9 protein-coding genes are annotated in these 13,626 nt (G+C 46.5%); 3 read left to right on the forward strand and 6 right to left on the reverse strand.

Annotated features, from left to right (window positions below; genetic code table 11):
- Positions 1-4: 4 nt before the first annotated feature.
- The gene (locus tag HQN90_RS03045; RefSeq protein WP_246362016.1) at positions 5-1,657 is read right to left on the reverse strand and encodes a hypothetical protein; all 1,653 of its coding nucleotides are present in this window, start codon (positions 1,655-1,657) and stop codon (positions 5-7) included.
- Between the two features lie 197 nt (positions 1,658-1,854).
- Between HQN90_RS03045 and HQN90_RS03050 the strand changes: the two genes are divergently transcribed.
- From HQN90_RS03050 to HQN90_RS03060, 3 genes are read left to right on the forward strand one after another with little or no spacing between them, the layout of a single operon-like run.
- Entirely contained in the window at positions 1,855-2,880 is a 1,026-nt protein-coding gene (locus tag HQN90_RS03050) for a methionine ABC transporter ATP-binding protein (RefSeq protein WP_173216496.1), read from the forward strand.
- Positions 2,881-2,882: 2 nt separating this feature from the next.
- A complete protein-coding gene (locus HQN90_RS03055) occupies positions 2,883-3,539 on the forward strand; it encodes a methionine ABC transporter permease (RefSeq protein WP_173216495.1) in 657 nt (218 codons plus the stop codon).
- Between the two features lie 22 nt (positions 3,540-3,561).
- Complete coding sequence (locus tag HQN90_RS03060) at positions 3,562-4,410, forward strand: MetQ/NlpA family ABC transporter substrate-binding protein (RefSeq protein WP_173216254.1); 849 nt, start codon at positions 3,562-3,564, stop codon at positions 4,408-4,410.
- Positions 4,411-4,739: 329 nt separating this feature from the next.
- On the opposite strand, the gene HQN90_RS03065 is transcribed toward HQN90_RS03060, so the two are convergent.
- The 5 genes from HQN90_RS03065 to HQN90_RS03085 all read right to left on the reverse strand — a co-directional run bounded on the left by HQN90_RS03065 (position 4,740) and on the right by HQN90_RS03085 (position 13,525).
- Positions 4,740-7,880 (reverse strand): DUF5695 domain-containing protein, encoded by a 3,141-nt coding sequence (locus HQN90_RS03065; RefSeq protein ID WP_173216497.1) that lies wholly within the window; start codon positions 7,878-7,880, stop codon positions 4,740-4,742.
- 300 nt (positions 7,881-8,180) lie between these two features.
- Entirely contained in the window at positions 8,181-9,011 is an 831-nt protein-coding gene (locus tag HQN90_RS03070; RefSeq protein WP_173216256.1) for a carbohydrate ABC transporter permease, read from the reverse strand.
- Positions 9,011-9,925: a carbohydrate ABC transporter permease gene (locus HQN90_RS03075; RefSeq protein ID WP_173216258.1), complete on the reverse strand. Its 915-nt coding sequence runs from the start codon at positions 9,923-9,925 to the stop codon at positions 9,011-9,013. The genes HQN90_RS03070 and HQN90_RS03075 overlap by 1 nt, the downstream gene beginning before the upstream one ends.
- Positions 9,926-10,042: 117 nt before the next feature.
- Positions 10,043-11,476 (reverse strand): ABC transporter substrate-binding protein, encoded by a 1,434-nt coding sequence (locus tag HQN90_RS03080; protein WP_173216260.1) that lies wholly within the window; start codon positions 11,474-11,476, stop codon positions 10,043-10,045.
- 78 nt (positions 11,477-11,554) lie between these two features.
- Positions 11,555-13,525, reverse strand: coding sequence for a glycoside hydrolase family 127 protein (locus tag HQN90_RS03085; RefSeq protein ID WP_173216262.1), 1,971 nt, complete (start codon positions 13,523-13,525; stop codon positions 11,555-11,557).
- Positions 13,526-13,626 lie beyond the last annotated feature (101 nt).

The raw sequence follows: 13,626 nt of genomic DNA on the forward strand, positions 1-13,626 counted from the left end.
TTGTTTATGCGACCGTGTAGGTAGTTAAATCAACGGGTTGATCATTGACTAATCTTGTAATCTCCCTATCTGGACCACAGCTTAACACCAAAATTTCCTCGCTCAAATTCGTATATGTAAGGTTGAATGCTTCTTTAGATGTCTGGTAGTCGGGTTGTTTGGTGTTCATGCAGCTTACAAATTGCTGAAGATTGATAATTCCCTTGGCCTGCGCTGCAAGCTTATCCATGCATTCTATAACAACGGCATTCTTGTTTCCTTTGCTGGTAACGACGCTGCGGTCCAGTTGAACCTCTCTTTGGAAAGGCTGATCCATATATACGGCCATATAAACCTGACCACATAAACCGAACAAACCGTTCGTTTCCTCTACCCACTCGCCTACAGGCAGACAGCCTATAATTTGATCAGACTGATCTTCAGGAATTTGATAAGAAGCCATTATAACGTTGCGATGAAAAAGCACTTCCACATATTCGCTTTGGTGGCGCAGATCTCCTTCACTAAATTTGTTTCCAGGATGGAAAAAATAAGCATGATTGACCCCCGGTGTTGCACAAAGCGGTAAACAGACATCCCAACGGTGCTGTTCATTGTCAAATTCTGCAATACGCTCATACATTCCGCCTACAGCAAAGCTCTCTGTGAGATAAAGATAGGAGTGCAGAACGTCATGATCATGAAGCCCCTGACCGACTTGTTTGGGCACCTGACGTTTGACTTCAGTTGGAACAAAGCGGTTTAAAGCCTTAGCCTTAATTGCCTCAGAAGCCTCATAAGCCAGAAATCCCGCATATTCTGTTCGAGGCATATGATCCGGCAAAGAGAAATCGCCGAATTGCACATAATCGTGCAGAACATTCGTATCCTTGGGCATGTCATGCGGCCAAATGCGTGAATGGGCGCCTGCCCATGCCCCACCCAAATAATACGTGGCGCGAACGTTCCACAAATAATCCAGCATCTCAGCCAAAGTGGTTTGGATCGCTTCATCTTTTATAAGCTCCCACGCACAAGTAAAAGCCTGCACCCAATGCCAAAACCAAGGAAGTGCGCTGTACTCCACCATTCCAACTGTCTGGATGCGCTCGAGCGTGCTGCGCAAGGACTGAAAGCCATCCTCCAGCAAAGCTTTATCTTCATACAGCTGCCCAAAAATAAGCTTGGCAGCGGTATACTTCGCTTCATGATGATTATAAGCAGTCATAGGCTTGCGATAAAAATTGCTTTGATAAATATGATGAAAGGTTCTGTCAAAAGAACTCCGCAGCGATACACTCATTTCATGGGCATAGCGCTGGTAGAAGATGACCATCAAACTTCCCATTAACTCAACTGGCAGCGTATTTTTGGAAGCTTCTTCTGGTGAAGGGAAGAGATTAAGCGGCCAATGTCCGTAGGTTGCACTCTCCGGCTGCTGATCCTGAAGCTCGAGAAGCAGGAGCAGAACACCTTCCGCTTTACTTTTTGCTTGCTCGCGATCTCCCTCAAATGGAATTGTCTGATCCTGAGAAGCCGCAAATAAATAGGAAGCGTAATAGAAATTGTCTCGGACATCTTGTTGAAATAGGAACCCACTATTCAAAAGAGGCTGCTGATAAGCCTTTGCGGCAATTTTTGTTATGATTTCAACTTTGCGCTGCTGTAAATTCGTCATATGTGTCATCCCCTATTTGTAAAAAATTGAAACGTTTAACCTCAGTTTATATGCAAACAAAACAGGCGTCAATGCTAAGTGGCATTCACATTTCCCACATTCTGGTCGTTGCTATCACTGGACTTTTCTTATAAAATAATTAACCGTTGGTTAAAATATACAATCACCCATTAGGTACGGCATTGGAGGTATTCATCCTGATTCATATCGAAAATTTGCAAAAAGTATATGAGGACGTGCCGGGACGTCTACCGGCCATACAGAAAATCCATTTACATATTAAGCGTGGCGAAATCTTCGGAATTATCGGACATTCCGGTGCAGGGAAGAGTACGCTGCTCCGTTGTGTGAATTTGCTGGAACGCCCCTCCTCTGGAACGATTCAGATTGATGGTGAAGAAATGACCCGCTTGGATGCTCGGCAGCTGCAGACGAAGCGGCGCAAGATCGGAATGATCTTCCAGCATTTTAATCTCCTCTCCTCCTCTACGGTAGCTGAAAATATTGCTTTCCCATTGAAATTATCAGGGATCGGACAAGCAAAGCTCCAAGCACGCGTCCAGGAGCTGCTGGATCTCGTTGGGCTGCAGGAGCATGCCCACAAATATCCGAACCAGCTTTCCGGCGGTCAGAAGCAGCGCGTAGGCATTGCCAGAGCTTTGGCTAATCATCCAGACATCTTGCTATGTGATGAAGCAACCTCTGCACTTGATCCACAAACAACGAATGCTATTCTTGCTCTGTTGCTAGATATTAATCGCAAGCTGGGCATCACAATTCTGCTTATCACTCACGAAATGCAGGTCATTCGAGCGATTTGCGACCGTGTAGCCGTGATGGAGAAAGGCTTGATCGTCGAAACCGGAAATGTGCTCGATGTGTTCCTGAAACCACAACATGCGGTCACAAAAGATTTTGTTGGGCAAATATCTGACTTCACCACACAGATGGAGAATGAACAAAGCGAGGATCAGAGCGATTCTGCCGGGACTTTGATTCGAATTACTTATATCGGCAAGCAAACCTATGAACCGATTTTGTTCGAAACCGTCAAGTTAACGGATGTTTCCTTCGCCATTCTACAAGGTACCATTTCTTCGATGAAAGGCGTTCCTTACGGCCAATTGGTAGTCCGATTAACCGGCGGGCAGCCGGAGGAAATCGCAGCCGTCATTGACAAGCTCAGGCAAGAAGGAATCGAAGTGGAGGTGATGACGGTTTGAACATGACATGGGACATCAATTGGACTGAAATTACCAAAGCTACCGGTGATACGCTTGTCATGCTGGGCTGGTCACTCCTGTTCACATTTATCATTGGTATGGCATTGGGCATTATTTTATTTCTTACTTCCAAAGGGCAGCTGCTGCAAAATCTGCCGCTGTACAGCGTGCTTTCCATCGTTGTGAACATCCTGCGGTCTGTGCCTTTCGTCATCTTGATGATCTCGGTATTCCCGATCACCAAAGTGCTGGTGCACACGACCATCGGCGTGAAGGGTGCTATCCCGCCACTTATCATTGCAGCCGTGCCCTTTCTGGCGCGGCTCGTGGAATCTGCGCTGCGCGAAATCGAGAGCGGCGTCATTGAAGCCGCTCAGTCGATGGGCGCAACGCCATGGCAAATCGTCTGGCGCGTTCTGCTGCCGGAAGCGCGCCCGGGTCTGATCTCAGCCGTCACGGTAACGGCTGTCGCTCTGCTCTCCTACTCCGCCATGTCAGGCGTCGTCGGCGGCGGCGGCCTTGGCGATCTTTCGCTGCGTTATGGTTATATGCGCTTTCGCACCGACATCATGATCGTGACCGTCGTCATTCTCGTGCTTTTCGTCCAGCTGCTGCAAATGCTGGGAGATCGTTTGGTTACCAAATACAATCGTAAATAATCGTTTTGGAGGTATTCACACCATGAAGAAATTATCAGCAGCCTTAGTGGCCTTACTATTCGTACTTGCTCTTGCCGCATGCGGACAAAAAATAGCGGAACCCCCTGCAAGCTCGGCGCCTGCGGCATCTGCTGCACCCGGCACATCCAAAGAAGTTACACTGAAAGTTGGCGCTTCATCCGTTCCGCATGCTGAAATTCTGAATAACGTTAAAGCCAAGTTGAAAACAGAAGGCGTGAATTTAGAAGTTATCGAATTCAACGACTACGTTCAACCGAATGTTCAAGTGTTTGAGAAGCAGTTAGATGCCAACTTCTTTCAACATCAGCCCTATTTGGATCAATTCAACCTCGACAAAAAGCAAAATCTCGTTAAAGTCGTAGGCGTACACATCGAACCGTTCGGCGCTTACTCGCAAAAGGTGAAATCCGCTGCTGACTTGAAAGAAGGCGCATCCGTCGCGATTCCGAATGACCCTTCCAATGCTGGCCGCGCACTTGCTTTGATGGAGAAAAATGGTCTAATTAAGCTCAAAGACGGCGTTGGCATCAAAGGCACTGTTCAAGATGTTGTAGAGAATAGCAAAAAGCTGCAAATCAAAGAGCTTGACCCAGCTATGCTGCCGCGTAATGTCGGCGAATTTGACCTCGCCTTAATCAATACGAACTACGCTTTGCAAGCGAACTTGCTGCCTACGAAAGACGCGTTATTTATGGAGGACAAAAACTCCCCTTACGTGAATATTCTTGTATCTCGCCCGGACAACAAAGACTCCGAAGCTATGCAAAAGCTGGCCAAAGAACTCAATTCCGAGGACACGAAGAAATTCATCGAAGATAAATACAAAGGTGCGATTGTTCCTGCCTTCTAAAGCACTTTCCTATCTAGGATTGTTATCGTCAGGGAATGCGGCTGTTGATTAAGCCCCGGCGGGGCCTGTTTACAGGTCTGCCCGGACTAGCTATGTTAAAGCCTGCGAAAATGCAGGCTTTTTCAATGAAATCAGAGCAAATGAAAGAAAAGCCTGCGATTATGCAGGCTTTTTTAGCATTTTCATCCAAATAGTAATAAAGAGACACAAATGCCTGCACAATCGCAGGCTTTTGTTAATAACAGGAGCTGTACAGAGCTAAAGGATGCACAATTGCAGGTTTTCCGCCTCCAACGTCACTTAATCCCGTTTAGCATGCCTGTCAATGATCAAGTACCGTATACTTTCCACGATTCTACCCCAGTTGAAGTGGTCGATTTGGCGGTGATATTTAATCTGATTTTCATTGTCGATACGGGGGTAAAGGTTGTCGTATTATACTGGTTAGCCACAATCCCTAGCCCGGACGGACTTGCTACATTCACCCATGCCGTCCCGTTCCAGTATTGCAGCGTATAGGAAGCAGGCAGGTCGATGCCTTGATCGTCATCAAACCAATAGATATCGGTTTTTGAGATCGTTTTGGCACTCGCGAAATCAATCTGCAGCCATTGTGTCGTGCCTGGGTTATCCCAGTTGCCATAGACGGCATGGCCTCTATCATTTGAGCTTGTTGGCGTGTAACCATCATTCATGCCTGCTAGACTTTCCCAGGAAGATACGAATGAAGTGGTCACCGTCCCTTGAGGCGCGATATCCACTGGTCCAGTAGTTGTGCCGGCTTGCAGCTTCACCTCATACGTCGCCGCTGTGCCAATGTTTAGGCTTACGATCGTTTTGGACCCATTAGCAGCAGATACTGACCCAACGACTGCATTGTTGAGAAGCACATCATACGTGCCTGCAGCCAGTCCGCTAAACGAAACTTTTGTCGTATGGGCCGCTGATGGCGTTAGATTTTTCAATGTAAAGCTCACATTATTTTTGGCAATTGCGACCGTCGCAGTGGAGTACTGATCCCTTTCAAGCTCCATGGAGAGCTTCTGGGTAATCAGATTCAACCTTTTGAACAATCCGTCCTTCGGCGTGATCACATAGCTCGAACCGCTCTGGGTCACATCGGCACCATAACCATAAAGCCCAAATATAGGATCAACCGCGATATCCGCACTGAGAATTTTGAGCGCTCCGAACAACCCCAGATCCGCTTCCCCGCTCATCCCGCGCCAGCCATTGAACAGCGGTCCGCCGTCCAAACCAAGAGCGCCATAATTGCCTTTCTCTGCTTGGTAGGTCCAGGAAACAGCACCGATATTAGCGGCATCCGAAGAGATTTGCCCAGAGTTAATCGCACCAATATTAGCAATCTTCGCCGCATAGGAAAGTCGCTGCTCCACTTCTGGCGTTGTGGAATGATTGCGTATCCAATCGTCCATGGTATAGCCAGCCAACGAAGTGGTGTATTGGAAATTCCACCAGTTCTCGCCTGTAATGGTTACCGGATCTGCGTAATAATACCAGATGGGCATTTGTCCGCGAGCAGCCCGCGTTTTGTTGTTGATTTTGCTCATCATCGTTGTATTATTATTCATTTTGGCCAGCGTATAAACGGCTTCTTCCCCTGTATTATCGTAAGAATATTCAGAGCCGTAGGGGTAGGTCGTGTTTTTGAAATTATTATATTTTGTTGCCATTTTCGCAATCATATCATTGGCTTGTGTGGTATAGCCTTCATCTTGCAAGGCTTTGATGATATCCGGGGTTGTCAGCTCACCCATGAGGCCGGTATTCCAGTTATAAGCAACAGGGCCATCATACAAGGCTTTGAAGATGTTATATGCCCTTAATAAATAAGTGTTTTTCGTTTGCGCATACGTGATGAGATTCGGATACAGCTTCGCAATTTTATACATGCTGAAATACGTGTTATAAATATGCGGATACGCATAGCCGCGATACGTCGGGGTATCGTTCGGCTCCGGCATTAAGAAGTCATGAATGAGATAATCCGTATGATTATTCACCATAAGCCGATTCCAGATCGCAGTTTCCAAATACTGATCCACCGCAGTCACTTCGGCTGCCACAGGTGTCAGCGCATTTTTCTCTGCGAGGAATTGGCCGTGCGTATAGCCCCAATCATCTCCCCAGCCCCAATATCCGGCAAAAGAGCCCCGCTTCGCTTTATTTTGCATCATCCAATCGTCGAATACTTTGTCATAGATTTGCCCTGGCGCATTCCACTGCGTTTTGTTCACCATGAATGTGGCATGTCTTTGCAGCGCAGCATCAATAGGCTCTATGGCATAAAATTGAAGAACCGTTTTCTCGCCGCTGCCATAGTTGACGGTTATGTTGTTTGGCCCCAGATGCGTGAGACTGAGGTCATAAATTTTATGATCTGTGCCTGTTGTATTCACGTAAGTGATTGTCGTTTCAGAAGGATATTGCGCTGTCACCGAAGTAATCGCCTTCGACGTGTGCAAATCAATCTTCGCCTTCATATTGGTAGCGAACATCATGCCCGGTACAACCGTTACATCAACGAGTCCTTCTGTGTATAGGCGATCTTTCATCGCGTTCTCGTTCGCCACTTTAATAAATTTAAAGGCATACGTTTTGCTTTGATTGGCTGTTAGAATAAGGCTTGTATTCGGCAAATAGCCGCGGTTTGTGCTTTTAATGACACTCGAGTGAATATAAAAGACATTCAGCCCTTCTGTCCAGCCCCCTTGATCCATCGCCCACTTGCTGCCTGGATGTTCTTCAATTCTCCAGCGATCCTGATACTCGAATCCCGCGCCAGTGGCAGCATCCGGTATCAGCAGCAGAAAAGGTCCGATTCCACTAGGCCGTGCAGCTGTAATATAAGAGTTATTGTTCCCTACATAGGAGTGCGTGACAACTCGTGTTTCATAAATCGGATCATTCCCTGCTGTCCAAAACTCATTGAAAGGGAGCGGCAGGCCTACATCGCCGAACTCAATCGTTTGAGCGCTGGTATTCGTCAAATTAATAGACCACTGCAAATAATCATTCACTAATGCATAAGTCACAACGACTTTGAAGTTCTTAATCCCTTCACTATTCGCAGAATTCTGATAAGTGACTGTTACCGTATTTCCGCTTTGAGTAATCGTTCTCCCGTCCGCAGACTTACTCGTATAGGCTTTGGTCCAAGCACCGCTGCCCAGCTTGTAGGTGAACATTAATTCGCCCAGCCACTCGTGATCGGCCGTATTTTGATTCGGCGCATTCGTCCCATTCATCACATAATCTGTGGCGAACGTATCCCCGGTCAGCTTCAACGATGTAATTTCACCGTTCGAACCGGTCTGCACATTAAACGTGCTGTTGGATAACGTATTCGCATACGCCAAGCCAGGCGCACACAGAATGAGTACAACCGCTGTCAAAAACAGGCTCACAAGCAGTACAAGGCTATTTCGGCTGAACTGAAAACTTGGCATGCTCAATCATAACACCTCCATTAAATTGAATTAAATAGCCCAAACCTCTGGAATTGCTGCTGACTTTCCCATCACCTCCTTTCAGCATGTAGATACAGCAACTGAGCCTGCCAAAAAGGCAGTCTCGGAGGAGCAAACCCCCTCAACACCCGAAAAGCAAGCTGAGCCCGCCAAAAAAGCCGTCTCAACCTCCTTCGCACACGTGCTTACTGAACACATATTGAAAGCGCATTCAATAGTAGCAATAGAGAATAGACAGAACGCTGCTAACGCTTTCTGCCGCTCTATTTTTTTGTTTGCTTACCCTTTAATCCCCGTAGTTGCGATGCCTTCAATGAAATACCTCTGACCAAACAAGAAGACGATTACGGCTGGCATCACTACAATCGCTGTGCCCGCCATCAGGAGGTTCATCGGCGTATTATTCGCCCCTCGCAGTGTGGACAAGCCTAATGAGACGGTATATTTATTCGAATCATTCAGATAGACCAATTGACCAAGAAAATCATTCCAAACACCTACGAAAGTGAACAAAAGGACGACAACAATAGCTGGTTTAATAAGCGGAAGTATGATTTTACGATAAATCGTAAAGTAACCTGCGCCGTCAATAACGGCTGATTCATCCAGTTCTTTGGGAATCGTCATTAGAAACTGCCGCAGCAAGAAGATATTAAAGGCGCCGCCGCCGAAAAAAGCAGGTATGATTAAGGGCCAATAGGAATTCGTCAGCTGCAGCTTGGACCAACCGATGTATGTGGGGACTAGCGTAACAATGCTGGGAAGTAAAATCGTCATGATGATAAGTGAAAACCATAGATTTTTTAGCGGGAATTCCAGTCTGGCGAAGCCAAAAGCCGTTAAGCTGGCAGTTAAGCCTACACCAACTAATACCGGAATAATAACTGTAAAGGTGTTTATAAAATATTTCCCGAAATCAACGCGCGCCATCACCTCTGTATAATTATCAATCCGAAAAGCATTCGGAAACCAGATCGGCGGAAACTCGAGAATTTCCTGCAAATTCAGCAAGGATGAACGAATGATCCAATACATCGGGAAAAAGACAAGCAAGGATAGCAGGAACAAGACACCGTATGTAATAATTTTACCTCTGATCCGGTAGGTCATTACTTTTTCCCTCCTTCATAATGTACCCATCCGGCAGAAGAGCGGAATAACAAGTACGTGAAGAATGCAACAATGATGAACAACACCCAGGCGAGTGCGCAGGCATAGCCCATATTCTGACGCTGAAACGCTTCTCGATAGATGTAGAATGCATAGAATAACGTTGAATTTCCCGGTCCACCTTGGGTCATCGCATAGGCTTGCGTAAAAGCTGTAATCGAATTAACGAAACCGAGTATGACATTATAGAAAATGATAGGCGACATGAGTGGAATCGTTACGGAACGTAATTTATGCCACCAGCCTCCACCATCGATTTCCACAGCCTCGAGTAAATGAGTCGGCACATCCTGCAATCCGGCTAGAAAGATTACAATGACATTGCCAGACCCCCATACGGCGATAATAATCATAGATAACACCGAGGTATCCGGGCTGTTCACCCACATCAGCTTATCAATGCCAATGAAGCTTAGCAGATGGTTGATAATGCCGAAATCAGGATTATACAGCCACAGCCAAATGATACTGCTTGCAAGCACAGGAATAATCGAAGGCAAATAAAAAATTGCGCGGAAGGCAGCTCTGCCCCTAATCTTCTGATTGAGGAACAAGGCCACGACAAAGCAGAACATAATTGAAGCAATGACGGAACCAATCGCATAATAGGCAGTCGCTTTGAGCGAGTCAAAAAAGAAGAGATCCTGGGTGAAAATATTGCGGTAATTGTCCAAGCCAACCCATTGCTTCGGCTTGAGAATCGTCCAGTCCGTAAAGCTCAAATACAAGCTGTACAGCAATGGACCTAGCGTAAAAATGAATAGTCCCAGAATGGCTGGCAAAATGCATAGGTATCCTACAATTACCTGCTGCCGCTTAAGGCTTCTGTAACTAGACTGCTGATCTGTAGACATGATTCGGTACCCCCTAAGTGTGACAACCTTCCTTGTAAGCACATCAGGAACAAGCTGATCGAATAACACTTGTTCCTATGTGCTGTTTGCCTACATCTTACCTAACATGAATGTGATTTAATTAGCTTTGCCGCTATCAAAAATAGGTTTAATTTTCGGCATCATCTCTGCTATCGCGTCCTTAGCCGACTTCGTGCCTAACCACACCTGATCCAATCCTGGATTCAACACATCCCCAATTCGGCTATACGTCGGCAAGAAGAACCAAGGCGTCGGATACGTGGCTTTCAGAGCGTAATCAATAACAGCCGTTTTGTACTCCGGTGGATGAACAGGTGATTGTGTCCATCTCTTGATTTTCTCAGGATCTGTGTACCAGCTCATTTCCGTCGGCATCCATACCCCGCTATCAATGTTCGCTAAGTTCTTCTCAATATCCATAAGCCATTTGTAAAGCTCAATGGTTTCTTTGGGATGCTTGGTACTCTTATACACGACCATCGGTGTTCCTGTATTGGTGGTTGCCGGTTTTTTGAAAATAGGCAGGACACCGATGCCATTTTTCAGTCCGTTTTTGAGCTGAGGATTAATATTCACTAATTCCCATTGCCCTGACGTGACCATCGCGACTTTTTTCGATAGCAGCAATTGGCCGACATCTCCTGGCAACCCAGAGGATTGTGCTGCTGTTGGCGAGACGTGCTCTACATTGGATAGATCGGCAATTTTCTGAATCGCTTCAATGGTTTCCGGCTTATCCAGCAAAAGCTCTTTCCCATCTTGGCTTACTTCCCCGCCGCCATTGGAGATCGCAAAAGGAGTCCAGAAGAAGTCTTGGCTATGGGACACATTAATGCCATACTGCACGATGTTTTTGGCATCGAAGCCTGCTTCGCCCGGGTGCTTGCCGCCTTTATCTTTTGTTAGCTTTTTGGCTACATCCAGCATTTGGTCCCATGTCCATGCTTTTTCGGTTTCAGCTGGCGGATACGGAATTTTCGCTTCGTCGAACATATCTTTGTTATAATGCAGCAAAATAATTTCGTTTGCAGCACTGTAGCCAAGCAGTTTTCCGTCCGGGGTTACGAATTTATTGCTCTCTAACTTCGGAGTGACTGACCCGTCCTTATAATACGAAGATAAATCCATCAGAATATCCGATTCTGCATATTTAAGTGCTTGTGCTTCCAGCATCGTGCTGATATCCGGAAGTGTTTTGGAGGCAGCCATCGCGCTTAGCTTCGCACCGAATTCAGCAAGCGCAACGTTCTGATAGTCAACCTTGATGTTGGGATGTGCGGCTTCGAAAGCGTCCAAGCTGATTCGAGTAGACTTTGCTTCTTCATTATTCGCCCAGTCCGTGAACCGAATCGTCACTTTTTCTCCGTTGTCGGCCGCCTTCGTCGGAGCTGATGTACTGGCAGGCGTGTTTGCTCCGGGCGCAGCAGTACCGTTTGATGCAGGTGTGTTTGTCGAGCTGCAGCCTACCATTAATCCTAACACTAACGTAGTGACCGTGCTGACTTTTAAGCCTTTTCTCAAAGATCTCAAATTAACCCCTCCAAATGATTGTTATCATTTTCGCTTTTACCTATATATACCATAAACCTTCGCAGGTTAAAGCCATTTTTATTTCTCCTTGATCCAAACCGACATTTCTCCTTGCCCTCGATTGGCCCAAGCGTAATAGGGAATGAACTGAGCTGTCATCGGTTCCCATTCATGCGGGATGTTCGCGATATATAATTGCTCGCCCCACTTGTGTCCCAAATCCTCAGAACGAATGCGTTTGGCGGCAACAGAAAGCGTCTGAATCCCTCCCAACAAAGCTTGGTCAAAATGCTTCTGGGGTTCCTCCTCATCTTCCAGCACAATTTGATGCAAACCCGCTCCGTTATCGGCTTCCTCCATGCAATAAATCAAAGGTCCACATTGCAAGGCTACCTTACCGAAGGTATCACGCACTTGGGGATGGCCTTTCATTCGCCTCACCTCCATCGGCAGCACCCACTCAACCTCATCCTGGTCATTCCATTCCCTCGAGAGATAAACGTAGCCGTCACGCACATTTTCACCTAGCTGCACGGAAGAGCCTTGTACCGTCAATGATGGCTCTGTGCACCAGTTTGGAATGCGCAAGGCCAGTGTAAAAGACGTTTTGGCGCTTACTTCAATGGTAAAGCGAACGTCGCCCTTCCAAGGAAGCTCGGAATGCTGATGAATTTTGATCGACTGTCCTATGACATCCAATGTCATTTCGCTGCCTATATAAAGGTTGGCATACACGATGTCTCCTTGGCAGGTGTAAATGTATTGACCTAGTGACGCCAGCAATCTAGCGATATTCGGCGGACAGCAAGCGCAGCCAAACCATCCTTGTCTAATCGGCTTCACATGGCTCAATTGATGATTCTTGTGAATGGCATCCGGCCATACTTCCAGTGGATTGACATAAAAGAAACGTTTGCCGTCCTGAGACATGCCGCTGAGTACGGTATTGTAGAGCGCCCGTTCCATCATATCGGCGTATTCGCTTTTGGCCTCGATTTGCAGCATGCGCTGAGCAAAGAAAATTAATCCGATGGAAGCGCAGGTTTCCGCATAGGCCGTATCATTTGGCAAATCATAATCCAGTGTAAAAGCTTCACCATGTGCCATAGAGCCAATGGCCCCTGTGATATACATTCGTTTGCTGACAATGTTCGTCCACAGCTTTCGACACGCTTCAAGAAGCTCCAAATCGCCGCTTTCCGCTGCAACATCCGCCATCCCGGAGCACATATACACAACTCTAACTGCATGCCCTTCAGCTGTATGCTGCTGCCTAACCGGCAAATGGGATTGATTGTAGGTGTAATCGAACACCATATCCAAGCTGGGAAAATGCATTTGCCCGTTTCGTCGGTGGAACTCCTCTTCGAAGAATCGAGGCTCCTTGCCACGCTCATCCAGAAAATACTGACTTAATCGCAGATAACGCTCATTCGTTGTCGTTTGGTACAGCTTCACCAGCGCAAGCTCGATCTCTTGATGACCGTCATATCCGTGAATTTGTGCATCTCCAGGACCAAACACCTGGTCAATACAATCGGCCAATTTGCATGCTACATCCAAAATCAAACGCTTCCCAGTAGCTCGATAATAAGCAACCGCTGCTTCAATCAAGTGCCCTGCACAATACAGCTCATGACATTCAGCCAAATTCGTCCATCTGCCGTTAGGTTCCTTCAATGTGAAATACGTATTCAGATACCCATCCGCATGCTGGGCCTTCGCAATAATTGCAATCACTTCGTCAGCCAACTGCTCCAATTCAGGATCGTTGCCCGTTTCCAGCAAGTAGCTGACGGCTTCCAGCCACTTCGCTACATCACTGTCCTGAAACACCATGCCATAAAATTCACCTTGCTCCAAGCCGGCAGAAATTTTAAAATTTTTCATAGCATGACTTGGTTCAGCACCTTCGATTTGATCGTTTAACGCTTCCCACTGATAAGGAACGACAACATTCCGAACCAATCGAATATAAGCAGACCAGAAGTCATCTGTGATATGTACATTCCTTAGTGGAAGTGGTCTGGAGATTGATAAATTCGCCATGTAAGGGTCCCCTTTATTTTATAGATATGATCTTTTTTGTAAGCGCTTTAATTAATATACTACATGGTGTACCATAGTATTTATATAGTGTATTCCAACCA

Origin of the sequence: Paenibacillus alba (assembly GCF_013204855.1) — a bacterium.
Taxonomy (GTDB): domain Bacteria; phylum Bacillota; class Bacilli; order Paenibacillales; family NBRC-103111; genus Paenibacillus_E; species Paenibacillus_E alba.

What these genes read in the sequence shown, in the direction of transcription:
- HQN90_RS03045 (WP_246362016.1), bottom strand. Translation starts at nt 1,657, where the DNA reads ATGACGAATTTACAGCAGCGCAAAGTTGAAATCATAACAAAAATTGCC.
- HQN90_RS03055 (WP_173216495.1), top strand. Translation starts at nt 2,883, where the DNA reads ATGACATGGGACATCAATTGGACTGAAATTACCAAAGCTACCGGTGAT.
- HQN90_RS03060 (WP_173216254.1), top strand. Translation starts at nt 3,562, where the DNA reads ATGAAGAAATTATCAGCAGCCTTAGTGGCCTTACTATTCGTACTTGCT.
- HQN90_RS03065 (WP_173216497.1), bottom strand. Translation starts at nt 7,880, where the DNA reads ATGCCAAGTTTTCAGTTCAGCCGAAATAGCCTTGTACTGCTTGTGAGC.
- HQN90_RS03070 (WP_173216256.1), bottom strand. Translation starts at nt 9,011, where the DNA reads ATGACCTACCGGATCAGAGGTAAAATTATTACATACGGTGTCTTGTTC.
- HQN90_RS03075 (WP_173216258.1), bottom strand. Translation starts at nt 9,925, where the DNA reads ATGTCTACAGATCAGCAGTCTAGTTACAGAAGCCTTAAGCGGCAGCAG.
- HQN90_RS03085 (WP_173216262.1), bottom strand. Translation starts at nt 13,525, where the DNA reads ATGGCGAATTTATCAATCTCCAGACCACTTCCACTAAGGAATGTACAT.